This window comes from Rhodopseudomonas palustris BisB18 (assembly GCF_000013745.1).
GTDB lineage: Bacteria > Pseudomonadota > Alphaproteobacteria > Rhizobiales > Xanthobacteraceae > Rhodopseudomonas_A > Rhodopseudomonas_A palustris_F.
In genome coordinates, this window is record NC_007925.1 from 4,228,505 (window position 1) to 4,252,384 (window position 23,880).

General features: G+C 64.5%; 18 protein-coding genes. 9 read left to right on the forward strand and 9 right to left on the reverse strand.

The genetic code is table 11. The features are described from left to right. Positions 1–4: 4 nt before the first annotated feature. The 5 genes from RPC_RS19055 to RPC_RS19075 form a co-directional block, all read right to left on the reverse strand. Positions 5–2,809 (reverse strand): hybrid sensor histidine kinase/response regulator, encoded by a 2,805-nt coding sequence (locus RPC_RS19055; RefSeq protein ID WP_011474219.1) that lies wholly within the window; start codon positions 2,807–2,809, stop codon positions 5–7. Between the two features lie 438 nt (positions 2,810–3,247). After that, positions 3,248–5,215, reverse strand: coding sequence for a methyl-accepting chemotaxis protein (locus tag RPC_RS19060; protein WP_011474220.1), 1,968 nt, complete (start codon positions 5,213–5,215; stop codon positions 3,248–3,250). A gap of 268 nt (positions 5,216–5,483) precedes the next feature. Then, positions 5,484–5,987 (reverse strand): response regulator, encoded by a 504-nt coding sequence (locus tag RPC_RS19065; RefSeq protein WP_011474221.1) that lies wholly within the window; start codon positions 5,985–5,987, stop codon positions 5,484–5,486. Between the two features lie 171 nt (positions 5,988–6,158). Next, complete coding sequence (locus RPC_RS19070; RefSeq protein WP_011474222.1) at positions 6,159–7,343, reverse strand: acetate/propionate family kinase; 1,185 nt, start codon at positions 7,341–7,343, stop codon at positions 6,159–6,161. A 27-nt stretch (positions 7,344–7,370) separates the two neighbouring features. Then, a complete protein-coding gene (locus tag RPC_RS19075) occupies positions 7,371–9,725 on the reverse strand; it encodes a phosphoketolase family protein (RefSeq protein ID WP_011474223.1) in 2,355 nt (784 codons plus the stop codon). A 464-nt stretch (positions 9,726–10,189) separates the two neighbouring features. Here RPC_RS19075 and RPC_RS19080 point away from each other — a divergent pair, with 464 nt between their 5' ends. Continuing rightward, a complete protein-coding gene (locus tag RPC_RS19080; RefSeq protein WP_011474224.1) occupies positions 10,190–10,840 on the forward strand; it encodes a BON domain-containing protein in 651 nt (216 codons plus the stop codon). 54 nt (positions 10,841–10,894) lie between these two features. Here RPC_RS19080 and RPC_RS19085 read toward each other — a convergent pair whose 3' ends face one another. Then, positions 10,895–12,331 carry a protein kinase domain-containing protein gene (locus RPC_RS19085; RefSeq protein WP_011474225.1) on the reverse strand — a complete coding sequence of 479 codons (1,437 nt, stop codon included), beginning with the start codon at positions 12,329–12,331 and terminating at the stop codon, positions 10,895–10,897. Between the two features lie 2 nt (positions 12,332–12,333). Further along, positions 12,334–13,074, reverse strand: a complete 741-nt coding sequence (locus tag RPC_RS19090; RefSeq protein WP_011474226.1) for a metallophosphoesterase family protein — start codon at positions 13,072–13,074, stop codon at positions 12,334–12,336. Positions 13,075–13,469: 395 nt separating this feature from the next. On the opposite strand from RPC_RS19090, the gene RPC_RS19095 reads away from it, so the two are divergent. The 6 genes from RPC_RS19095 (at position 13,470) to RPC_RS19120 (ending at position 19,265) form a co-directional block, all read left to right on the forward strand. Beyond that, positions 13,470–13,901 carry a hypothetical protein gene (locus RPC_RS19095; protein ID WP_011474227.1) on the forward strand — a complete coding sequence of 144 codons (432 nt, stop codon included), beginning with the start codon at positions 13,470–13,472 and terminating at the stop codon, positions 13,899–13,901. Positions 13,902–14,121: 220 nt separating this feature from the next. Continuing rightward, complete coding sequence (bchE, locus tag RPC_RS19100; RefSeq protein ID WP_041802074.1) at positions 14,122–15,795, forward strand: magnesium-protoporphyrin IX monomethyl ester anaerobic oxidative cyclase; 1,674 nt, start codon at positions 14,122–14,124, stop codon at positions 15,793–15,795. Beyond that, a complete protein-coding gene (gene bchJ / locus RPC_RS19105) occupies positions 15,767–16,558 on the forward strand; it encodes a bacteriochlorophyll 4-vinyl reductase (protein ID WP_011474229.1) in 792 nt (263 codons plus the stop codon). The genes bchE and bchJ overlap by 29 nt, the downstream gene beginning before the upstream one ends. Before the next feature lie 27 nt (positions 16,559–16,585). Beyond that, positions 16,586–17,935: an oxygen-independent coproporphyrinogen III oxidase gene (gene hemN, locus RPC_RS19110; protein WP_011474230.1), complete on the forward strand. Its 1,350-nt coding sequence runs from the start codon at positions 16,586–16,588 to the stop codon at positions 17,933–17,935. Positions 17,936–18,201: 266 nt separating this feature from the next. After that, positions 18,202–18,495 (forward strand): hypothetical protein, encoded by a 294-nt coding sequence (locus RPC_RS19115; protein ID WP_011474231.1) that lies wholly within the window; start codon positions 18,202–18,204, stop codon positions 18,493–18,495. A 101-nt stretch (positions 18,496–18,596) separates the two neighbouring features. Continuing rightward, positions 18,597–19,265 (forward strand): hypothetical protein, encoded by a 669-nt coding sequence (locus RPC_RS19120; RefSeq protein ID WP_011474232.1) that lies wholly within the window; start codon positions 18,597–18,599, stop codon positions 19,263–19,265. A gap of 4 nt (positions 19,266–19,269) precedes the next feature. Here RPC_RS19120 and RPC_RS19125 read toward each other — a convergent pair whose 3' ends face one another. Next, the gene (locus RPC_RS19125) at positions 19,270–19,545 is read right to left on the reverse strand and encodes a metal-sensitive transcriptional regulator (RefSeq protein WP_011474233.1); all 276 of its coding nucleotides are present in this window, start codon (positions 19,543–19,545) and stop codon (positions 19,270–19,272) included. Positions 19,546–19,761: 216 nt separating this feature from the next. Here RPC_RS19125 and RPC_RS19130 point away from each other — a divergent pair, with 216 nt between their 5' ends. Together RPC_RS19130 and RPC_RS19135 are read left to right on the forward strand one after the other, a co-directional pair. Next, complete coding sequence (locus tag RPC_RS19130) at positions 19,762–22,281, forward strand: heavy metal translocating P-type ATPase (RefSeq protein WP_041803085.1); 2,520 nt, start codon at positions 19,762–19,764, stop codon at positions 22,279–22,281. A 174-nt stretch (positions 22,282–22,455) separates the two neighbouring features. Continuing rightward, positions 22,456–23,046 carry a hemerythrin domain-containing protein gene (locus RPC_RS19135; protein ID WP_011474235.1) on the forward strand — a complete coding sequence of 197 codons (591 nt, stop codon included), beginning with the start codon at positions 22,456–22,458 and terminating at the stop codon, positions 23,044–23,046. Between the two features lie 127 nt (positions 23,047–23,173). On the opposite strand, the gene queD is transcribed toward RPC_RS19135, so the two are convergent. Continuing rightward, complete coding sequence (queD, locus tag RPC_RS19140; protein WP_011474236.1) at positions 23,174–23,542, reverse strand: 6-carboxytetrahydropterin synthase QueD; 369 nt, start codon at positions 23,540–23,542, stop codon at positions 23,174–23,176. Between the last annotated feature and the right edge of the window lie 338 nt (positions 23,543–23,880).

Sequence of the window (23,880 nt, forward strand, 5' to 3'; positions counted from 1 at the left end):
GTCCTCACGCCGCCTGGTTCATGTTGGTGGTCTGTTCCTTCAGCGCGGCGATCAGGCCCGGCCGGTCGAACTTGGCGACGTAGTCGTGGAAGCCGGCCTGGCGGCCACGCTCGATCGCCGCCGGCGAGATCATTGAGCTCAGCGCGATGATCGGGGTCTGCGCCAATTTGGCGTCGGCGCGGATGGTCTCGGCGAATTCGAAGCCGTTCATGTCCGGCATCTCGATGTCGGTGAGGATGGCGTCGAACTCCCGGCCGGAGCGCAGCACGCCCAAGCCTTCCTGGGCGTTGGTGGCGAGCCGCACCTTGTAGCCCGCGGCCTTCAGCACCGGGCCCAGCATGTTGCGGAAGAACGCCGAGTCATCGACCAGCAGGATCGACTGCGCGGTGGTGGAGGGCCGCATTTCCTTGCGCTTGAACCAGTCGGCGAACGCCATCGGCAGGAAGTGGCCGACGTCGATCACTTCGGTGGCGGCGCCCTTGATCACCGCGGAGCCGAGAATGCCCTCGTGGCTGGAGCCGACTTCGATCTGCAGATGCTCTTCGACGATGTCGACGATCTCGTCGACCACGAGGCCCATCGCGCGGTCCTCGTCGGCGAACACCAGGATCGGCTGCGCCCCGGAGGTCTTGACGCTGACGCCGTCCATCGTCACCAGCGGCATCAGCTGATCGCGGTACTGCACCATGTGGCGGCCGTTGGAGAACTCGATCTTGTCGGCGGCGATTTCTTCGAGCCGCGTCACCAGCGACAGCGGCACCGCCTTGGGCTGCGCCGAACCGGCGCGGAACACCAGCAGCGAGGTCAACTGATCGGCCGAGGAGGCGCGGATCGCGGCGTTGTCTTCGGCGATGTCGTGCTGGGCTGCGACCGAGGTGCCGAGCGCCTGCGCGATGCCGTTGGGATCGACGATCATGATCACCGCGCCGTCGCCCAGGATGGTGTTGCCGGAGAACATGCCGATGTGCCGCAGCTTGGTCGACATCGGCTTGACGACGATTTCTTCGGTGTGGAACACGCCGTCGACGACGATGCCGAAGGTCTGGTTGCCGACCTGGGTCACCACGATGAAGCCGTTCTCCGGCTCGGTGACCTTGCCGTCGTCGATCCGCAACAGGTGGCGCAGATGCATCAACGGCAGCAGCTTGTTGCGCAAGCGCAGGACGGGCGTGTCCTTGATGCGCTCGATCTTGTGCTCGGAATTGGCGTGCGCCCGCACCAGCTCGACCACCGCCAATTGCGGGATGGCGAAGCGGTTGCCGGCGGACTCAACAATCAGCGCCGAGACGATCGCCAAGGTCAGCGGGATCTTGATAGTGACGCTGGAGCCTTCGCCGGCCACCGACTTGATGTCGATGGTGCCGCCGATCTGATCGATATTGGTGCGCACCACGTCCATGCCGACGCCGCGGCCGGACACGCTGGTGACCGCAGCCGCGGTGGAGAACCCCGGCGCGAAGATGTATTTGTGGATCTGGCTCTCCGACATCTTCTCGACGTCGGCTTCGGAGGCCAGCCCGTTGGCGATCACCTTGGCCTTGATCCGCGCGGTGTCGAGGCCGCGACCATTGTCGGCGATCGACAGCACGATGTGGCCGCCCTCGTGATAGGCGGACAAGCGAATCGTGCCCTGCTCGGGCTTGCCGGCGGCGGCGCGATCGGCCGGGGTCTCGAGGCCGTGATCGGCGGAGTTGCGCACCATATGCGTCAACGGATCCTTGATCAGGTCGAGCACCTGGCGGTCGAGCTCGGTGTCGGCGCCGTGCATCTCCAGTTCGATCTGCTTGCCGAGTTCGGAGGCCAGATCACGCACGATGCGCGGCAGCTTCTGCCAGGCGTTGCCGATCGGCTGCATCCTTGTCTTCATCACGCCGTCCTGCAGTTCGGCGGTGACGGTGGAGAGCCGCTGCAACGGCACCTTGAACTCGGTGTCCTCGTGGCGGCGGCTGATCTCCAGGAGCTGATTGCGGGTCAAGACCAGCTCGGACACCATGGTCATCAGGTGCTCGAGGGTGTCGACATTGACCCGGATCGACTGGTTGGCGATCTTGTCGGAATCGTGCAGCGGCATATCCAATTCCACGGCGGTCTTCTTCTTGGTCACAGGCTTGCCTGGCTTGGCGTCCGACTTGGCGTCGGATTTGGCGTCGGATTTGGCCTCGGCGGCCACCGGCGCGGCGTCGGCGGGCTTATGCTCGGCATGGTCGGCTTCGGCAGCTTTGGCTTCGACCGGCTGCGCAATTTCCACCGCGACTTCGGTCTCGCGAAACGCCCGCTCCAATTCGTCGAGCGAGACTTCGCCGGGGCGTAGCGCGCGCTCCAGAATCTGCGGCACCAGCGTGCCCTCGGCGACCGCCGCTTCGGGGGCGGCGACGACCTCAGGCACCACCTCCGGCGCCGCCATCTCGGGCACCGCCGCGAGCGTCGGCGCCATCGGCGCTTGCGACAACACTTCCAACTCGCCGATCAAATCCTGGTCGACGCCCTCGGGCTCGGCCTCGGTGGCCTCCAGCCCGCCTAGAATCTCTTTAATCCGGTCGATGGTCAGAAGGATCAGCGTCACCGCCTCGCCGGTCACCGGCATGCCGTCGCGGAATTTGCCCATCAGGGTCTCGGCGGCGTGCGCCAAAGCTTCCAACCGCGGCAGACCCAAAAACCCGCAGGTCCCCTTGATGGTGTGGACCAGCCGGAAAATGTTGTCCAAAATCTTGGCGTTGTTGGGGTCCTGCTCGAACCTGACCAGTTGGTTGTCAACCGTGTCCAGGCTCTCATTCGTCTCCGTCAAAAACTCGCGCAACAAGTCGTCCATCACGATACGCCTTTCAATGCCCTACGAGCCGCGCCTTGCTGAGGCAGATCGCCGACTGCGCCCTGCTGCCTTGTCGTCGCGCGAACCCTTGACGCTTGTTCGTCCTTGGCCGTCCCGATGAGCGTGCCTGCGAAGCCGATCGCTGGCCTGCTTCATCCACCGGGCGTCATCTTTACCGATCAAACCTTACATTTCGTGTACTCGCGCAGCGTCCCATCAGCAGTACCTTTGACGAGTCTACTCGGCCGTTAATTTAACCGTTGGTACAAATACGAGAGTTTTCGACGATGACCCGCGATCGGCGGCGGCTCTGCTTCTGCGACACGCAATGCGCGCATTCGCATCCGAGCGCAACTGCGCGTCCGGCGGACGCAACACCGCGAACGTCGAGGCCTGCACGTCAGGTCGATGCGCAACCGTCGAACGCAGACGTCCCGATCAAGCGGCCCGCACCGTGTTGAGGAATTTGCTGACCTCGTCCTTGAGCCGGCTGCTGTCGCGCGACAACGATTGCGCCGCCGACAGCACCTGAGCCGAAGCCGCGCCGGTCTCGCTGGCGCCACGTTGCACGTCGCTGATGTTGGACGACACCTGCATCGTCCCCTCCGCGGCTTGCTGCACGTTGCGGGAAATTTCTTGCGTCGCCGCGCCCTGTTCTTCCACCGCCGAAGCGATGGTCGCGGATATTTCCGACATCTGCCCGATGGTGACGCCGATCTCCCGGATCGCCGCGACCGAACCGTGGGTCGCATTCTGAATTCCGTTGATCTGCTGGCTGATCTCGCCGGTGGCTTTGGCGGTCTGCTCGGCCAACGCCTTCACCTCGGACGCCACCACGGCGAAACCGCGGCCGGCGTCCCCCGCACGGGCGGCCTCGATGGTGGCATTCAGCGCCAACAGGTTGGTCTGTCCGGCGATGGTGTTGATCAGTTCGACGACGTCGCCGATCCGCGCCGCGGCCTGGGATAGTTCGCCGACCCGGTCGTTGGTGCTGCGGGCCTGATCCACCGCCTCGGATGCGATCCGCGACGAATTCTGCACCTGGCGGCTGATCTCGTTGACCGAGGACGACATCTCCTCGGTGGCCGAGGCCACGGATTGAACATTGGTCGAGGCTTCTTCCGAGGCCGCGGCGACCAGCGTCGCCAGCTCTCGGGAGCGCACCGCCGTCGCCGTCAACGTGGTCGCCGAAGCCTCGAGTTCGGTCGAGGCCGAGGACACGGTGTGGACGATTTCGCCGACCGCGGCTTCGAAGTCGTCGGCGAGCTTGTACATGTCTTTCTTGCGCAACTCGGCCACCAAACGGTCCTGCCGGGCCTTGGCCTCGGCCTCGTCGCGGGCCTTCTGCTCGGCTTTGACCTTGAAGGTCTCGACCGCCTGGGCGATCTCGCCGATCTCGTCCTTGCGGCCGAGCCCGGGGAGCACGATCGCGAAATTGCCGTTGGCCAATTCGAGCATCGCCCGCGTCATCGCCGACAACGGCCGCGACACCGAGCGGCCGATCAAGAAGCCCATCAGGCCGACCGCCACGACGATTGCGGCGATGCCGGCCTGCATCAGCCCCTTGGTCTCGTCGCGGGCTTTCAATTCGGCAGCCTGCGCGCTTTCGCTGCTCTGCTTGACGGATTGTTCGACCGCCAAAATCACCGGCTCGATGGCAGCGAAGCGGGCGGAAATCGCACTCTGCTCTTTGGCGACGAGTTGAGCCGCCTCGATCCAGGCGAAGAAATCGCGCTGATAGGCTTCGAGTTTGCGGGTCAGGTCGGCCTGGGCGTCGGCCGGAATGTCGGATTGAGCCAGCTGGGCGGAGAACTCCGCCGCGCGCTTCTTCATGTCGTCGCCGGATTTCGCTTCGCCGCGCAGCATGAAATCCTTTTCATGTCTGCGCATCATCAGCATGGTCACCGCCAGCGCCGGCTTATCGAAAGCCTTGAGCGCGGTTTCAATGGCGTGCACCGACCCCCGCAGGCTGCCTTCGAGACCCTTGTCCTCCTTGAGGCCGAGCTTGATGCGCGCGACCGTCAGCGCCGCGAAGTGTGCGCTGTAGTCCGTGGTCCCGGTCTGAATCGTATCGAGCTTCTGCACCAGATCGCTCCGGCCGAGCGCGGTCGCCTGCCGCCGCATGTCATCCAGATCGACGGACACCTCTTTGCTCATTTGCAGGTGTTCCTGCAGGTATTTTTCGTCCTTACGAAGCAGGAAATCCTTTTCGGCGCGCCGCATCCGCAGAATCGTGACCAGCACCTTGTTCTGCAGCACGTCCAGCGACCTGGCGCTGTCGTCCGCCTTACGAAACACGTCCTGCTTGGCGTCACCGAAAAGGTAAAGGGCCCCCAACAGCAACAGCCCGGCGATGCCGAGCGCGGCGATCGCGTTGATCTTGTAAGTAAGGCGCAAGCTGAACATGCCGATTTCTTCCGTAAGCTAGCTACTCTGAGGAGAGGGAAACGTTAAGAGCCAACGATGCGGACGCGCATGACGTCATCCGAGGACCGACTGACAGCGGGCGAACGTCCTGGGTCAGCGCAATGCACCGAGCGACAACCGATCGTTGCATCGATTCGATTAACGTTTCGTCATGCGAAACCGGCACTGGGAACCATTAGCGTTCGTAGCCTTCGTAGCGCTACCAGGTCTGTCGCCGCCGACGCGATCGCCTTGCGACACATCCAAGTCAGGCGTCGCGCTCGAAACGAGGCCCGCGCACTTCGCCCCAGGAATGCACGATCGGCAGCCCGGCCAGGGTACTCCGCAGATTGGCCAGTGAGATGCGCAGCGCCGCCAGATCGATCGGCTTCGGGAAACTGTGCAGCAATTCCATTCCGAGCGAGCGCGCGAACAGTCGCGAAGCGCTCCGCCGCTCGGCGTTCATGCCGCTGATCACGATCACGGGGCCATGGTAATCGACGTCCGCCATCGCTTGCAGCACCTCATTCCCATCGCCGTCATCGAGCATCAGGTCGAGCGTCACGCAGGCGTAGCGGCGGCTGCGCAGCAGTTCGATGCCTTCGGCACAACTGTCCGCCTGGGTCACTTCATAGCCGGCCTTTTCGGCCGCCGCGGCGATCAGCATGCGCTGCGCACGGTCGTCATCGACCACGAGAAGGCTGAGCAAGCCAAGAATGGTGTCCGCCGGTGCTGAATCGTCCGCGGTCACGACGCGTCGCCGTGTGCTCATGGCACACTCCTCTCGGTGATCTTCAATCGTAACGATGAGCTTATCGGGCGCGGCAAAATCGCTGGTTAATCCGGGCCCGTTTGCATACCGCGCGACGGCGGCACTGCGCGACTGGTTTACGGCTGCTTACGCCTCGCCCGACAATTGTCGCATTCGCAACGGACCGGCCGCTCACATCTCCGCCGCCCCGGCGATCAGCGCATAGCTGTGCCGCGCCACCATCAGATCCTCGTCGGTCGGGATGATCCAGGCCGACACCCGACTTGCGGGCGTGGTGAGCCGCGGGCCGAACGGCGCCGCCTCGTCGATTTCGACGCCGAGCCAGGCCGCTTGTTGCAGCACCCGGCGCCGGATCTCCGGCGAGTGCTCGCCGATCCCCGCGGTGAACACGATGGCATCGAGCCCGCCGAGCGCCGCCGCCAGCGACCCCAGCTCGCGGCCGATCCGATAGACGAACAGATCGACGGCGGCCGCGGCATGGGGATCGTCGCTCGCCAAAAGGGTGCGCATGTCGCCGCTGATGCCCGACACGCCGAGCAGCCCACAGTGCCGATACAGCAGGTCGCGCACCGCCGCCGGCGTCATGCCCTTTACTTCCTGCAGATACAGCACCACGGCGGGATCGAGGTTGCCGCAACGCGTCGCCATCGGCAACCCGTCCAGCGGGGTGAAACCCATCGTGGTCGCGACGCTGCGGCGACGATGCAATCCGCACATGCTGACGCCGGCGCCGAGATGGGCGACCACCACCCGGCCGTCGGCGGCCTCGCCCAGCACCTCCGGCAAGGTGCTGGCGATGTATTCGTAGGAGAGGCCGTGAAAGCCGTAGCGACGCACGCCTTCCTCGGCGAGCGCGCGCGGCACCGCCAAGGCGGTCGCCACCGACGGCTGGGCGTGGTGGAAGGCGGTGTCGAAACAGGCCACCTGCGGCAGCGTCGGATGCAATTTGGCCAACGCTTCGATCGCGGCGATGTGGTTCGGCTCGTGCAGCGGCGCCAACGGCACCAGCGATCGCATCGTCGCGATCACCGCGTCGTCGATCAGCACCGGCGCCGCATAGTGAGCGCCGCCGTGCACGATGCGATGCCCGACCGCGGCCACCGCGAGATCGGTGAAGTGACGATCCAGCCAGCTCAGGATATGGGTCAGCGCATCCTGATGGCTGACGGCGTCGACCGTGTGATCGGTCAATGCCGCGCCGTCGGCGGCGGTGCCGCGCAACCTCGCCCCGTCGCCGATGTTCGCAACCTCGCCGTTGCATAGCAGATCCTGCTTGGTCGGCCGCTTGCCGCTCGGATACAGCGAGAATTTCAGGCTCGACGAGCCGGCATTGACCACCAGGATGGCGTCGGTCATCGCGTCACGCTCCCGCTGCGCATCGGCTTACGCCGTCCAACGCCAATCGACGATCTCCGGCAGATCGTCGCCATGCTCGCCGATATACAGCTTGTGGCGCTGGATGCTGTCCCAGTAGCGCGCGGTCGCCGCCTCGCGCTGGCCGCTCAACCGCGGGATCCGCAGGATCGCGTCCAACGTCAGCCGATAGCGGTCGAGGTCGTTCAGCACCACCATGTCGAACGGCGTGGTGGTGGTGCCCTCCTCCTTGTAGCCGCGGACGTGGATGTTGTGGTGGTTGTGCCGCCGGTAGGTCAATTTGTGGATCATCGACGGATAGCCGTGGAACGCGAAGATCACCGGCTTGTCGGTGGTGAACAATTCGTCGAAGCCGCGGTCGTCGAGGCCGTGCGGATGCTCGCTGCGCGGCTGCAACACCATCAGGTCGACCACATTGACCACGCGGACGCGAATGTCCGGCACGTACTCCCGCAGCAGTTTCACCGCCGCCAACGCCTCGACGGTCGGCACGTCGCCGGCGCAGGCCATCACCACGTCGGGATCGCCGGCGTCGTTGCTGGCGAAACGCCAGATCCCGGCGCCGGCGGTGCAGTGGCGCACCGCGGCGTCGATGTCCAACCACTGCCATTCCGGCTGCTTGCCGGCGACGATGACGTTGACGTAGTTGCGGCTGCGCAGGCAATGGTCGGTCACCGACAACAGGCAGTTGGCATCCGGCGGCAGATAGATCCGGGCGATGTCGGCCTTCTTGTTGGCGACGTGGTCGATGAAGCCGGGATCCTGATGCGAGAAGCCGTTATGGTCCTGGCGCCAGACATGGGACGTCAAAAGGTAGTTCAGCGAGCCGATCGGCTTGCGCCACGGGATCGTGGCGCACACCTTCAGCCATTTGGCGTGCTGATTGAACATCGAATCGATGATGTGGATGAAGGCTTCGTAGCAGGAGAACAGGCCGTGGCGGCCCGTCAGCAGGTAACCCTCGAGCCAGCCCTGGCACAGATGCTCGCTCAACACTTCCATCACCCGGCCGTCGACGCTGAGGTTGATGTCGACGTGCTCGACCTCGGCCATCCATTCTTTGCCGGACACTTCGAACACCGCCTCGAGCCGGTTCGACGCGGTCTCGTCGGGGCCGAACAGCCGGAAATTCTGCGACTCCAGATTGGCCTTCATCACGTCGCGCAGATACTTGCCGAGCACCCTTGTGGATTCCGCCCGCACCGCGCCGGGCGCCGGCAGCGTCACGGCGTAATCGTGGAAATCCGGCAGCGACAGCGGCTGCAGCAACTCGCCGCCGTTGGCGTGCGGATTGGCGCTCATCCGGCGGTGGCCGGTCGGCGCCAGCGCGACCAGCTCGTCGCGCAGCTTGCCATTGTCATCGAACAAGTCCTGCGGCCGGTAGCTGCGCATCCAGTCCTCGAGCAGCTTGAGATGCTCGGGCGCCTTGAAATCCGCGATCGGCACCTGGTGCGCGCGCCAGGTGCCCTCGACCGGCAGGTTGTCGACGAATTTCGGCCCGGTCCAGCCCTTCGGGGTGCGCAGCACGATCATCGGCCAGCGCGGCCTCGCGGTGACGCCGTGATTGCGGGCCTCATCCTGGATGTGGCGGATCTGCGCCAGGATGCGGTCCAGCGTGCCGGCCAACAGCTGGTGCACGATGGCGGGATCGTCGCCCTCGACGAAATCCGGCTCGTAGCCGTAGCCGCGCAGCAGCTCGGTGAGTTCCACCCGGCCGATGCGCGCCAGCACGGTCGGATTGGCGATCTTGAAGCCGTTGAGATGCAGGATCGGCAGCACCGCGCCGTCGCGCGCCGGGTTGAGGAATTTGTTGGAATGCCAGCTGCTGGCGAGCGCGCCGGTTTCCGCCTCGCCGTCGCCGACGATGCAGGCGACGATCAGGTCGGGATTGTCGAACGCCGCGCCATAGGCATGCGCCAGCGAATAGCCGAGTTCGCCGCCTTCGTGGATCGAACCGGGGGTTTCCGGCGAGACGTGGCTGGGAATGCCGTGCGGCCAGGAGAATTGCCGGAACAGCCGCTGCATACCGTTGCGGCTACGCTCGATCGCCGGATAGCGTTCGGTATAAGAGCCCTCCAGATAGCTCTGCGCCACCAGACCGGGGCCGCCGTGCCCGGGACCGATGATGTATATCATGTTGAGATCGTGCTGCTTGATCAGCCGGTTGAGGTGGACATAGAGCAGGTTCAGTCCCGGCGTGGTGCCCCAATGGCCGAGCAGCCGTGGCTTGATGTGGTCGAGCCTCAGCGGCACCTCCAGCAACGGATTGTCCTGAAGATAGATCTGGCCAACCGACAGGTAGTTCGCGGCGCGCCAGTAGGCGTGCATCTTTTCCAGGAGATCCGACGTTAACGGGTCAGGCATTTTGGACTCCAACTGTGCTGACAGCTTCGGCATACGGTTCCGGGGAGCCGGCGCGGCGATGTTGCGCGAAACGTGCAACAGAGGTCTGCAAAGAGCCGGCAATGGGGCCGATGGTGGGCGGTGGTCAATCTTGCGGCATTCCGGTAGGTTGATGTCTAGCTCGCGGCGTCGAGCCATGCGGTGGGCGATGGGGGACCGAGGACGACCTCGGCGAGCCTAACCATGCTGAGCCAACGTGCAACGAGTATTCTTAAGATGGCTGATCTTCTCAGGATGATCCGTCACAACAGAACAAATGCGATCTCACGGCGCATCTTTTAACTATTCTGCCGTTGTACAAGTGGGGGCGACCGTTGATCTGGATCAACTCTCGACTTCAGGCCTTCTTGATTCGGATCAATGTGTTTGTTCGGCGAGCGCAGAAGATGACACCGGTTGAGACCTGCCCACTCCAGAGGCCAATCATGACCGATTCCGAGCTGCGTCAGAATATTCTTGACGAGTTTGATTTCGACCCCAGCTTCAACAGCGGACATATTGGAATTGTTGTCGCGAACAACGTGGTCACCCTCAACGGCCACGTCAACAGCTATGCGGAAAAACTCGCGGCGATCGCGGCCACGCGCCGCGTCAAAGGTGTGCGCTCGCTGTCCGAGACCATCGAAGTTCGCTATCCGTTCGATCGCACCGCAGACGACCAGATTGCGCAACGCGCCTCCGACATTCTCGATTGGGACGTTCTGGTTCCGGCCAATGCCATCGAGGTTTCGGTCAAGGATGGATGGATTACGCTCACCGGCAACGTCGACTGGCATTACGAGCGCACCGCGGCCGAAGATGACGTGCGCAAATTGGCCGGCGTGCAGGGTGTCACCAATCTGATCGCGATCAACAATCCGAATGTCGATACTTCGAGCATCAGGGACAAGATCGAATCGGCGCTGAAGCGTCATGCGGAGATCGGGGCGAAGGCCATTCGGGTGACCGTGCAGGACGGCAACACGGTGGTGTTGGAAGGCAGCGTCGACACCTGGGACGAGCGTCGTGCCGTGCAGAATGCCGCGTGGTCGACACCGGGAGTAGCATCGGTCGATGACCGTTTGATGATTTGCTGACGCGCGCTGCTCGCCGCGCCCCTCGCCGAGCTCAAAGCCTGCCGAGCTCAAACCTCACGACACCTCCTCGTTTTCCACGGCAACGCGCGGCGTCTTCTCGCCGAACGTTCGCACTACGGTAACCGTACAGGGCGCTTCCGCCGCGACCTTGGCGGAGACGCTGCCGAGCAGCTTGCGCAGCGCCGAATTGCGCCGGGCGCCGATCAGAATATGGTTGACGTGGCTGGCCTGCACGAAGTCGAGGATCGCGGCGGCCGGATCGATGGCTTCGAGCACGTGCGCGGTCAAGCGGTTGTCGGCGAGCTTCAGCGGTTCCGCCCAATTCCGCAACGCCACCAGGCGATCGACGTGCTTGTTGTGACCGTGCTCATCGAGCGTCTTGTCGATGGTGATGCGGCCGAGCTTCAGCACGTTGAGGCACGCCAGTCGCGCCGACGGCAAGGTCGCCAAGATGCGTTCGGCGGTGCTACGCAGTTCGTCGTTCAGCGCGGTGGAGCCTTCGGCAAGATCGATCGCCACGGCGATGATCGGCGCAGCAGCCAATTCGTCGGCCAGCGACGCTTTGGGCCGCGGCTGTTTGAGGTCGGGATTGAAGCGGCGGCGCAGCGCCGTGCTCCAGGGATCGCGTTTCAGCTTCTCGGAGCGCGTGGTGAGCTTGACCTCGGCCGGATGGGTGAGATCGAACACCAGCTGCGCCGCGGTCGGGTGCCGCCACGCCGGCTCGATTTCGAGGCAGCGCAACACGATCTCCTGCAGCCACAACGGATAGTCCGGCTTCAGCTTGCGCGGCGGCGCCGGGTCGCGCCAGAGCCGCCGGCGCATGCCGTACATGGTCTCGGTCTCGCCGAACGGCCGCACCCCGGTGGTGAAGAAATACAGCAGCACGCCGAGCGCAAACAGGTCGCTGCGGGGATCGTCGCGCACCCCGAGCAGCCGTTCTGGCGCCATGTAGGGCGCGGTGCCGAACGGCAACCGGAACTCCTCCTGCATCAGGTCGGGCAACAGATCGCTGCAGGCCAGGCCGTAGTCCAGCACGACCGCCTCGCCGGAGGGGCGGAACATGATGTTGCTCGGCTTGATGTCGTGATGGATGACGTGCTGGCGATGCAGATCGGCAAGCGCGGTGGCGATCCGCGCGGCGATCGCTACGGCGTCGGCATAGGGCAGCGGCAACTCGGGCAGCCGCGAGATCAGCGCCCGGCCGGCGATCCGCTCCATCACGATATAGGGCTGAACCGAGAAGTCGCCGGCGGCGACGAAGGCCGGGACGTGAACCCCGGACAGCCGCGGCATGATCATCTGCTCCATCTCGAAGCTGACGATCGCCGCGGGGTCCTCGCCCTCGCCGATCTTCGGCAGCTTCATCACCATCGGCATGGTGGAACCGGGGCGGCTGACGTTGAGCAACGTCGCCATGCCGCCTTGATGGATGCGCTCCTCGATCAGAAATCCGTCGATCGAGGAGCCCGGCTCGAGCGAGACGCTGCTCATGGCTATTTCCCCACCAACAGCCGTTCGGCGAGCCAGGTCGGCAGCCCGTTGTTGCGGATCCGGGCCGCGGCCTGCTCGACGTCATAGGGCGCGCGGCAATAGGTGATCTCGCGGCTCTCGGTGTCGAACAGCGCGTAGGCGGCGGCCGGGTTGCCGTCGCGCGGCTGCCCGACCGAGCCCAGCACCACCAGCCATTGCCGGCCGGGTAACAGCTGGATCGGCGCGCCGCTGGTCGGCACGAACGAGGTCATCTTGCCGGTCACCGACAACGAATACAGCGCCGGCTTGTGCACGTGGCCGCAGAAGGTGACGTGGGCGAAGGTCGATTGCATGCTGCGCGAGGCGCCGCTGGAATCGGTGACGTAGATCCAATTTTCTGGCCGGCTGGCGTCGGAATGCACGTAAAGCCGGCTGTGCTGCTCCTGCTTCATCGGCAATGCGGCGAGAAACTGCCGCTGCGGCAACCCGAGTTCGCCGCGGGTCCATTCCATCGCCGCCTGGGCGTGGGCGTTGAGCTGCACCTTCGGACTACCAACCGCGCAATCGTGATTGCCCATCACCGCCACGGCGCCCTCGCCGACCAGATCGATCGCGGTGCTGACCACCCAGTCGGGGTCGGCGCCATAGCCGACAAAATCGCCCAGCAGCGCGACCTGCTCGGCGCCGGCCTCGCGCGCTTTGGCAAGGCAGACCTCGAAGGCCTGCCGATTGGCGTGAATGTCAGCGAACAGCGCGATCAGCACAGTGCGTCCTCCCCCGGGGAACAGAGTGATGGGCCGCTGAAAGCTGGCGTTGATTCTTGTCAAAGCGCAAGGCGGCCAATCGCCGACACCGACGATCAGCACGCCTCGATCCCGCCCTCGCCATTCGCCCGCGACCGACCGATCCGGCTCCTTACCATGGCGCCCGCACGCCGGGCTAAGTTTTGCAATTCGCGGCGACCGGATCGCAACCGGCGGCATGCCCCCGGCCGCTCGCCATGACGCGACCCGCGGGTCGACGACGTCGACGTCCGAAACGTCCGCGCGCGTCGATCGGCCGGCGTCAGCAGTGCAACGCAATAGAATTCTTGATCTGGCGCAAGCGGCAAAGGTTAGAGATATGACAGCATCAAGAAAAGTTGAGGCTGGAGGCGTCCATGACTTCGTCAAGCAACAAGCGACCGAGGGCAACCCCCGTTCCCAGCGACGTTGCCGACGTAGTCCGCGAGTGGGAAGAGATCGCCGCGAGTCCGAAAGAGCTGGAAGCATTCGGCCGCGCCATGGCCAATATGGTTAAGGATCTCGGCCTGTCCCCCCATGAGCTTCGCGCGCTGGCGACCAAGGGCAGCAACGCCAAGGAATTGCCTTGCCTGCTCGAAGCGCTGCGGATCAGCATTCGCGCGCTGGCCGAAAAAGAACCGATGCTTTTGAACGACCTGCGCCGCGCCTGCGCGCATTGTGACCACAAGCGCGAATGCGACCAGGACATCGCCGCCGGCACGCTGGTGCCGGCCTATCAGCGCTATTGCCTGAACGTTCAAGCGCTCGATGCGCTTCGACACAACGACAAATTCCACTCCGAATCCTGATCCGCCGCCGCTCGCGGATCGGATCGCGACCAATGGCGAATTGTCATCATCGGTGATGAGGTGCAGCGACGCTGCCGTGCAAGCGGGCGACGCCGTGACCATCGCAAAGCATCGATCGCGCAGGGCAAATTGAATACTCGTGCACCAGTCGTTTGATCTGAGTCAAACTTAACTGACAGCCAATATGTCATGCTTTCTTGACAATGACGGGAGAGAGTCAGTGCGCATTATTCTCATTCATCCGAATTACCATTCTGGCGGCGCCGAGATCGCAGGAAACTGGCCGCCGGCATGGGCGGCCTATCTCGCCGGCGCACTGAAGTCGAATGGCTTCACCGACCTTCGCTTCATCGATGCGATGACCGAGAACATCTCCGACGAAGACCTCGCGGCGATTCTCGCCGAGGAGAAGCCGGACATGATCGGCTGCACCTCGATCACGCCATCGATCTACAAGGCCGAGCGTACGCTGCAGATCGCCAAACAGGTGCATCCGGATTGCGTCACCGTGTTGGGCGGCGTGCACGCCACCTTCATGTTCCAGCAGGTGCTGGGCGAAGCGCCCTGGATCGACGTGGTGGTGCGCGGCGAAGGCGAAGAAATCCTCGTCGAGCTGGCGCGCGCGATCGAGAGCGGCCAATGGCCGGCCAACCGCAACGACATCAAGGGCATCGCCTTCCCCGATCAGGCCGCCGACGGCACCCAGGTGGTCGCCACCGCGGCCGCGCCCACCATCAAGGACCTCGACGGCATCAGCCCGGACTGGGGCATCCTGAAGTGGGACATGTACAAATACATCCCGATGAACACCCGGGTCGCGATCCCGAACATGGCGCGCGGTTGCCCGTTCACCTGTTCGTTCTGTTCGCAGTGGAAGTTCTGGCGCGACTATCGGGTCCGCGACCCGAAGAAGGTGGTCGACGAAATCGAGGAGTTGGTCAACAAGTACCAAGTCGGTTTCTTCATCCTCGCCGACGAAGAGCCCACCATCAACCGCAAGAAGTTCATCCAGTTCTGCGAAGAGCTGATCGCCCGCGGCCTGAACAAGAAGGTGCAGTGGGGCATCAACACCCGCGTCACCGACATTCTGCGCGACGAGAAGCTGCTGAAGTTCTACAACGAGGCGGGCTTGATGCACGTCTCGCTCGGCACCGAGGCCGCGGCGCAGCTCAAGCTCGACCTGTTCAACAAAGAGACCAAGATCTCCGACAACAAGAAGGCGATCCGTCTGCTGCGCGAAGCCGGCATCGTCTGCGAAGCCCAGTTCATCGTCGGCCTCGATAGCGAGACCCCGGAGACGCTGGAAGAAACCTACCGCATGGCGATGGACTGGAAGCCCGACCTCGCCAACTGGTCGATGTACACGCCGTGGCCGTTCACGCCGCTGTTCAAGGAACTCAGCGACAAGGTCGAGGTGTTCGACTTCGACAAGTACAACTTCGTCACCCCGATCCTGAAGCCGGCGGCGATGGAGCGCGGCGAATTGCTCGACCGGGTGATGAACAACTATCGCCGGTTCTACATGTACAAGGCGTTCTTCTCCTATCCGTGGTCGGGCACCGGGCGGCGTCGCCGCTATCTGCTGGGCTGCCTGAAGGCATTCCTGAAGGCCGGCTTCGAACGCAAGTTCTACGATCTCGGCCGGGTCGGCTATTGGGGCCCGCAGTCGAAGAAGAAGGTGGACTTCCACTTCGACAACACGCGCTCCAAGGCGTTCGGGCAGACCGCGGATTGGGAAGCCAACGCCGACCGTTCGCGCAAGGCGACCACGCCCACCATCGTCTCCGCCTGCGGCGGCGGCACCGAGCAGATGGCGGAAGACGCCGAATGCGCGGCCCTGCAGGCCAAGGTATTGGACAAAGCCGATGGCGCCGGCGCAGTCAGCCGCCATTAAGCCCGCCGTCGTGCCGGCTTCGCCGCATGGGGACCATGCGGCGAAGATCGGTCCGAACGCGGTGATCCAACTGATCCAGGCGCTGACCGCGGCTGGACTCGACGACGCCGCGAAGCAGATCTTCGCCGCGGCGGGCGTTGGCGATTGGCTGGCGCGACCGCCCGGCGAAATGATCGACGAACGTCCGGTGGCGGCGATCCATCAGGCGGTGCGCCGGCTGCTGCCGCCCGACCAGGCGGTTGCGGTTTTGACGGATGCGGGACGGCGGACCGGCGACTATATCCTCGCCAACCGGATCCCGAAGTTCGCGCAAACGATCCTGAAGCTGCTGCCGGCGCCGCTCGCGGCCCGGATGCTGGTGAAGGCGATCACGGCGCATTCCTGGACCTTCGCGGGCTCCGGACGGTTTTCCGGCCAGGTCGGCCGCAATGTGGTATTCGAAATCGTCGGCAACCCGATCTGTGCCGGCGAACACGCCGAGACCCTGGTCTGCGTCTGGCACGCGGCGGTGTTTCAGCGGCTGTTTCAGGTTCTGGTGTCGCCCAGGTCACGCGCCGTCGAGACCGCGTGCGGGGCCCATGGCGACGCCTGTTGCCGCTTCGTGGTCGACTGGAAGGCCGTCCCGGAGCGATCTTGCGCGAAGGCCGCCGCGACCGATGCGGCCACGTCGACTTGCTGCGGCTGTTGCGCCGACTCCGCCGACTCTGTTTCGCCCGACAGCGGCCCCAGCGCCGGACATGTCATTTCGTCGAAAGCTCGCTGACCGCGGGCGATTTGAAAGACACACCAGATGACATCTGCTTTGGAAAAATACGCCAAGAGTTCGGTGCCGCGCTACACCAGCTATCCCACCGCACCGCATTTTGCCGCGGAGTTTCCCGAATCGATCTATCGCGGCTGGCTGGCGCAGCTCGACCTCGACGAGCCGATTTCGCTGTATCTGCACGTGCCGTTCTGCAAGCAGATGTGCTGGTACTGCGGCTGCAACATGAAGCTCGCCTCGCGCTATGAGCCGGTTGCCACCTATCTGCAGCACCTGCTCGACGAGATCGACCTTCTGGCCAACGCCATGCCGGGCCGGATGCCGGTCGGTCACGTGCATTTTGGCGGCGGCACCCCGACGGTGCTCGAGCCGGACGATCTCGGCGCGGTGATGGCGCTGATCGCCGATCGCTTCCGCCTGATCGAGGGCGCTGAGATCGCAATCGAAAGCGATCCGCGCACCTTGACCGACGACATGGTCGACAAGATCGGCGCGATCGGCTTCACCCGCGCGAGCTTCGGCGTGCAGGAGTTCGACCCCAAGGTGCAGGCCGCGATCAACCGGATCCAGCCGCCCGAGATGGTCAAGCACGCGATGGACCGTTTCCGTGCGGTCGGCGTCAAAAAACTCAATTTCGACCTGATCTACGGGCTACCCTATCAGACTGCGGAGGATCTGCGCCGCACCGTCGAACAATGCGTCGAGATGCGGCCGGACCGCGTCGCGCTGTTCGGCTACGCCCATGTGCCGTGGGTCGCCAAGAACCAACGGATGATTCCGGACGAATCGCTGCCGGAACCGGCGCAGCGCGCCGAGCAGGCCCGCGCCGCCGCCGACGCCTTGGTCAAGGGCGGTTACGTGCGGATCGGCATCGACCATTTCGCGCTGCCCGGCGATACGCTGGCGGTGGCCGCAGCGACCGGCGAGCTGCACCGCAACTTCCAGGGCTACACCCCCGACGCCTCGCCCACCCTGATCGGCATCGGCGCCACCTCGATCGGCCGCACGCCGTCGGGCTATGTGCAGAACATCAGCGAGACCGGCGCCTATATGCGCGCGGTCGAAGCCGGCAAGTTGCCGATCGCCCGCGGCCACGCCTTCAAGGGCCAAGACGACCTGCGCGCCCACGTCATCGAGCGCATCATGTGCGACGGCAAGGTCGACCTCAACGCTGTGGGGCGGATCTTCGGCGCCGCCGAGGACTGGTACGACGGCGAACGCGAGGCAATCGCAGAGCTACAGAAGGACGGTGTGTTGACCTGCGCCAATGGCACGCTGACGCTCACTCCCGCCGGCGAGCCGCTCGCCCGCGTCGTCGCCGCGGTGTTTGACACTTATTTGCGCAACTCCTCCGTCCGCCATTCGATCGCGGTCTGAACTCGACCACCACTACGCGGCCCTCGGACAACTACCAGGGCAACGCCGGAATATCGAAGAAGCCGCCGAATTTCGGCGGCTTTTTTGATTCACCTCAAGCCGCCTCGCGACTTTCGGCGCGATATGTTGTTGGCGGTAACATTCAGCCGCCGAAAGTCGAATTGCCTCTGGATCGCGCAGCCGCTTTTTGCATCAGGGGGTCGTTAAGCCAGCCGGGGTATTTTCGGTGACGGCTTGTCGACGTGGCCAGACCATCGAGGTTGAACATGACGACCAAGATCAAAGTCACGGATCAAATGCTTGCCAAGGCGATGGCAGCGTATCGCGCCAGCGGCGGCACCGACGACGTCTGCATCCGCGCCGCATTGGAAGCCGCGCTGTCGCAGGACACCTTCTCGGTCGGCGATCAGGTCACCTGCGTTCATGGCAGCGTCACCGGAATCATCTTGTCGATCGTCGACGATGAAGCGCTGATTTCATGGTCTTGCCGCGGCAAGTCGACCGCCAAGCTCTCCACGCTGGATCACGCCGACGAAGTGCGGGTGCAGCCCGCGGCCTGAGTCGCCGCGCTGAGCCGACAGCAAAATCCGGGGAATCCGGCAATCCGGGGTGACAATCGGCCAATATCGGGCAGACTCCCGACATCGTTCGGAGTGCGCCGGTGACCGAGACCAACACATTCGTTCTGCTGCTCGCCGTCGGGCTTGGCGCCGTCGCGCTGCCCGCACCTGCGCCTGCGCAATGGTGGTCGCGCACGCCGGCTGATTTCGAGGACTGCGCCGAGCACGCCGAAAAAACCGCGTCCAGCAAACAAGCGCGCGCCGACCTTGTCATGCAATGCGAAGCGAAATTCGCCGGGCGCCGCAAGCCCGGCGGCGGCTACACCTATTACGACTTCATGCAAAACAAGCATTTCGACATCGCCGGTCCCAACCCGACGGCCGAAGAGCAGCGCGAATTCGACCAGCACTACACCGCCTTTCTCGACGAACAACGGCGCAGCATCATCGCCGCCGCGTTCGCACAGAAGCAGCGCGAATTGAACGAGGACAAGCCGGTCAGCGCGCCGCCGCCATCGCCGCAGCCCCACCCCACCAGAGCGCAAGCCGGCCCGGTAGCGCCGCCCGCGCCGGCCTCCGCCCGAGCGTCGTCTGACGCGGCGCGCCCTGCCGCGACGCGGCCGCCCAGAGCCGCGCGGCCGCCCCGCGCCGTGGCGAGCGTCTGCCGCGAGGACGCGCTATCCTGCGGCTGGTCGCACTTGGCCGCCGGGGTCTCCAGCATCAAGAAGACGCTGTTCGGCCCACCGCCGAAGAAGACCAAGCGCGGCTAAACGATCAACGGTCGGCGCGGCCGATCACCGCCATCAGTTCAAGGATCTTCTGCCGCTGATCCGCTTTATCGCCGCTGGCGATGGCATGTTCGACGCAATGCGAAACGTGGTCCTTCAAAATCTCTTCCTCGAGCCGGCGTAGCGCCGCGCGCACCGCCGAGATCTGGGTGACGATGTCAATGCAATAGCGATCGTCGTCGACCATCTTCGCCAGCCCGCGGACCTGACCCTCGATCCGGCTGAGGCGTTTCTGGCATGATGCCTTGATGTCTTTGCGCATCCCGTCTATATACCCCCTTAGGGTATCTGTGGCAAGGACGAGACGGCGATGACCAAGACCAACGACGGGGCGAATGAGCAGACCCGCAGCTGTTGCGGCGGCATGGCCAAAGCAGATCGGCCCAACGCGGCGTCGCGACCGGACTTGGTTCAACTCACCGACTTGACCCAACACCCCCGCGCCACCGCGGCCAAAGCGATCGATCCGGTGTGCGGCATGAGCGTCGACACCAGCGCCGGCAAGCCGCAATTCGACTATCAAGGAACGACCTATCACTTCTGCTGCAAAGGCTGCCGCAGCAAATTCGCCACCGATCCCGAGAGCTATCTCGCCAAGCAACGCGACGCCAAAACCGCCGCGATGTCGTCCTGTTGCGGCGGCACGGACGACCATGTCGGCCACGGCCACGCGCATCACGATCACGCGCAGCATGCGCCGGCCGCGGCGCTGGCGATCGATCCGGTGTGCGGCATGAACGTCGACACCAGTGCCGGCAAGCCGCAATTCGACTATCACGGCACCACCTATCACTTCTGCTGCAACGGCTGTCGCAGCAAGTTCGCCGCCGATCCGGAGAGCTATCTCGACAAGAGCAAAGCCAAGCCGCAGCCCGCGGCGCCCGAAGGCACCATCTACACCTGCCCGATGGACCCGCAGATCCGCCAGGTCGGCCCCGGCAGCTGCCCGATCTGCGGCATGGCGCTGGAACCCGAACTGGTGACGCTGGACGCCGCGCCGAACGCAGAACTGATCGACATGACGCGGCGGTTCTGGATTGGCCTCCTGCTTTCGCTGCCGGTGGTGGTGCTGGAAATGGGCGGCCATCTCGCCGGCGAACACAATTGGGTCGATCCGACGCTGTCGAACTGGATTCAATTCGCGCTGGCGAGCCCGGTGGTGCTGTGGGCCGGCTGGCCGTTCTTCGTGCGCGGCGTGCAATCCTTGATCACCCGCAACCTCAACATGTTCACGCTGGTCGCGATGGGCACCGGCGTAGCCTATCTCTACAGCCTCGTCGGCACGCTTCTGCCGCAGGCGTTTCCCTCCGCGTTTCGCAGCCATGGCGGCGCAGTGCCGGTTTATTTCGAAGCCGCCGCGGTGATCACCGTGCTGGTGCTGCTCGGTCAGGTGCTGGAGCTGCGCGCCCGCGACGCCACCTCCGGCGCCATCAGGGCGCTGCTCGGCCTCGCGCCGCGCACCGCGCGGCGGATCGATGATGCGGGAGCCGACCACGAGGTCGAGATCGACGCCCTCGTCGTCGGCGACAAGGTCCGGGTGCGGCCCGGCGAAAAGGTCCCGGTCGACGGCGTGATTTTGGAAGGCCGCGCCACGCTCGACGAATCGCTGGTCACCGGCGAATCGCTGCCGGCGACGCGCGAGATCGGCGACCAGGTGATCGCCGGCACGCTCAGCCAGTCCGGCGGTTTCGTGATGCGCGCCGAACAGGTCGGCCGCGACACCGTGCTGTCGCGGATCGTGCAGATGGTGGCGCAGGCGCAGCGCTCGCGCGCACCGATCCAACGCGTCGCCGATCAGGTCGCCGGCTGGTTCGTGCCCGCCGTGATCGCGGTGGCGATCACCGCGTTCTTCGCCTGGTCGGCGTTCGGCCCCGAACCGCGGCTGACCTACGCGTTGGTTGCCGCCGTCAGCGTGCTGATCATCGCCTGCCCCTGCGCGCTCGGCCTCGCCACGCCGATGTCGATCATGGTCGGCGTCGGCCGCGGCGCCCAAGCCGGCGTGCTGATCCGCAACGCCGAAGCGTTGGAGCGGATGGAAAAGGTCGACACTCTGGTGGTCGACAAGACCGGCACCCTCACCGAAGGCAAGCCGAGCGTGGTGGCGATCGTCGCCGCCGACGGCTTCGACGAGACCACGATCCTGCGGCTCGCCGCCAGCGTCGAGCGCGCCAGCGAGCACCCCTTGGCCGACGCCGTTTTGCGCGCCGCCAAGGAGCGGCAAATCGAACTCTCCAAGGTCGAGGAGTTCGATGCGCCGAGCGGCAAGGGTGCCACCGGCAAGGTCGACGGCAAGACCGTGCTGCTGGGGAACGCCGTGCTGCTGAGTTCTGCCGGCGTCGACAGCCGCGCGCTGGACGACCGCGCCGAGCAATTGCGCGGCGACGGCGCGACCGTGATCAACATCGCGATCGACGGCCGACTCGCCGGGCTGTTCGCGATCGCCGATCCGGTCAAGGCCTCGACGCCGGACGCGTTGAAGGCGATGGCCGCGGAAGGCATCAAGGTGATCATGCTGACCGGCGACAACCGCACCACCGCTGAGGCCGTGGCGCGCAGGCTGGGAATCGCCGAGGTCGAAGCCGAAGTGCTGCCGGCGCAGAAGAGCGCGGTGGTGGAGAAGCTGCGCCGTGCCGGTCGAATCGTCGCGATGGCCGGCGATGGCGTCAACGACGCCCCTGCCCTCGCCGCGGCCGACGTCGGCATCGCGATGGGCACCGGCACCGACGTGGCGATGGAGAGCGCCGGCATCACCTTGGTCAAGGGCGATCTTGGCGGCATCGTGCGCGCGCGCAAGCTGTCGCAGGCGACGATGCGCAATATCAGACAGAACTTGTTCTTTGCCTTCGTTTACAATGGCGCCGGGATTCCGATCGCGGCGGGGATTCTCTATCCGACATTCGGACTGTTGCTGTCGCCGATCATCGCCGCCGCGGCGATGTCGCTGTCGTCGGTCAGCGTGATCGGAAATGCATTGCGGCTGCGCGCCACGCGGCTGTAAGTAGCGTCCTGCTGAGCGCTCTGCTGCACTGCAAATCCGTTTTGATTTAACGCAAGGATCAAGACCGGTTTGGCACTATCTTGCATGCAACCCGGCCAATGATGTGCATGGTCCGGTTAAATCTGCCATTATCGCATTCTCTTTCATCAGACAGCTGCGAGTCGAGGTCGGTCGATGTCCAAAATGATCGAAATTCTGCAGGAAGAGCATCGCAACATCACCAGGCTGCTCAATGTGCTGGAGCAGGAACTGAAGGTGTTCGATCGCCGCGAGCGGCCGGATTACGAGATCTTTCAGGCGATCATTCAGTATTTCCAGGAGTTCCCTGACCGCTGCCACCATCCCAAAGAGGATGTGGTGTTCGATATTCTGAAGCAGCGCAATCCGGCGGTGGCCGCGGCGGTGGGCGACGTTCAATCCGAGCACCGGCTCGAGGCCGAGCGGCTGCGCCGGTTTTCGCAGATGATCGACGATATTCTCGCCGACCAGGAGATTCCGCGGCAGACCGTCCACATCGCCGCGGAGGATTTCATCGATCATCAGCGCCGCCACATGGCCAAGGAAGAGCATCTGCTGTTTCCGGCTGCGCTGGAGACGCTGACCGCGGCGGATTGGGCGAAGATCGACGCCCGCGTCGACGACCGCAAAGACCCGATGTTCGACGGCGCCGTCGAAGCCAGGTTCCAAAACCTTCACAGCACCATTCTGCGCTGGGAGAAAGAAACCGAGGAACAGCGGCTGAAGATGAGCCCGGCGCAGGGCTGACATCAACTGATCCTGTCCGCAAAGCAGCGGAGCTTATCGGGCAGATAAGCTTGACCCGTCATGGCCGGGCTGGTCGCGGCCATGACGCCCACAAGCGACGCGTTGCCCGTTTTCGTATGCGGCGCGATCAGGCCGTCGCCGCGTCGCCATCATACTCCGCCCAGCAATCGGCGGTTTCGAACACCTTGACCTGCGACAGCTGCGGCAGCGCCGGCTTGACCCGTTGCCAGATCCACAGCGCGATGTTTTCCGCGGTCGGATTCTCCAGGCCGTCGACTTCGTTCAGGCAATAATGATCGAGGCTGGCCAGCACCGGGCCGAACGCTGCCTCGATCTCGAAGAAATCCACCACGAAGCCGCTGGTTGGATCGACCGGTCCGCGCAATTGCAGCTCGACCCGATAGGAATGGCCGTGCATGCGGTGGCAGCGGTGCTGCGCCGGCACGTGGGGCAAACGGTGGGCAGCTTCAAAACTGAAGGCTTGGGTGATCTTCATCGAATTCCGGGATCTTGGCCGCCGCGGACACCGGGCGGCGTTGCGGCGCGGACCCTATCGGAGTGCGCGGCGCATTTGAAGCCCGCTCCGAGCAGACCGACACCGCCTGCTGCGCGCGGCCGCCGACCCGAACCGGTCCGGCAAGGGCGCCCGACCGGCCGGGCGCAGGCCGGCGGCCGCTGGCTTCGGGGGCCGCCTTTACGCCGGCGCGGCCACTGCGCGCCAGCGTGGTCAACAAAGCCTTAACGCCCGCGACCACGACTTCGAGTTGCGCAGCGATTCCAACTCGCCGGATTCATGTTTTCAAAACCACCCCGGTAATTGTACCGGGCTTGGTG

Excerpts from the sequence above, each read along its gene's own strand:
- RPC_RS19125 (WP_011474233.1), bottom strand. The coding sequence starts at position 19,545 with ATGCGCAAAGACATCAAGGCATCATGCCAGAAACGCCTCAGCCGGATC.
- RPC_RS19070 (WP_011474222.1), bottom strand. The coding sequence starts at position 7,343 with ATGACCGACGCCATCCTGGTGGTCAATGCCGGCTCGTCGAGCCTGAAA.
- RPC_RS19135 (WP_011474235.1), top strand. The coding sequence starts at position 22,456 with ATGTCCAAAATGATCGAAATTCTGCAGGAAGAGCATCGCAACATCACC.
- RPC_RS19115 (WP_011474231.1), top strand. The coding sequence starts at position 18,202 with ATGACGACCAAGATCAAAGTCACGGATCAAATGCTTGCCAAGGCGATG.
- RPC_RS19085 (WP_011474225.1), bottom strand. The coding sequence starts at position 12,331 with ATGAGCAGCGTCTCGCTCGAGCCGGGCTCCTCGATCGACGGATTTCTG.
- RPC_RS19095 (WP_011474227.1), top strand. The coding sequence starts at position 13,470 with ATGACTTCGTCAAGCAACAAGCGACCGAGGGCAACCCCCGTTCCCAGC.
- RPC_RS19055 (WP_011474219.1), bottom strand. The coding sequence starts at position 2,809 with ATGGACGACTTGTTGCGCGAGTTTTTGACGGAGACGAATGAGAGCCTG.
- queD (WP_011474236.1), bottom strand. The coding sequence starts at position 23,542 with ATGAAGATCACCCAAGCCTTCAGTTTTGAAGCTGCCCACCGTTTGCCC.
- RPC_RS19080 (WP_011474224.1), top strand. The coding sequence starts at position 10,190 with ATGACCGATTCCGAGCTGCGTCAGAATATTCTTGACGAGTTTGATTTC.
- RPC_RS19075 (WP_011474223.1), bottom strand. The coding sequence starts at position 9,725 with ATGCCTGACCCGTTAACGTCGGATCTCCTGGAAAAGATGCACGCCTAC.
- hemN (WP_011474230.1), top strand. The coding sequence starts at position 16,586 with ATGACATCTGCTTTGGAAAAATACGCCAAGAGTTCGGTGCCGCGCTAC.
- bchJ (WP_011474229.1), top strand. The coding sequence starts at position 15,767 with ATGGCGCCGGCGCAGTCAGCCGCCATTAAGCCCGCCGTCGTGCCGGCT.
- RPC_RS19130 (WP_041803085.1), top strand. The coding sequence starts at position 19,762 with ATGAGCGTCGACACCAGCGCCGGCAAGCCGCAATTCGACTATCAAGGA.
- RPC_RS19060 (WP_011474220.1), bottom strand. The coding sequence starts at position 5,215 with ATGTTCAGCTTGCGCCTTACTTACAAGATCAACGCGATCGCCGCGCTC.
- RPC_RS19065 (WP_011474221.1), bottom strand. The coding sequence starts at position 5,987 with ATGAGCACACGGCGACGCGTCGTGACCGCGGACGATTCAGCACCGGCG.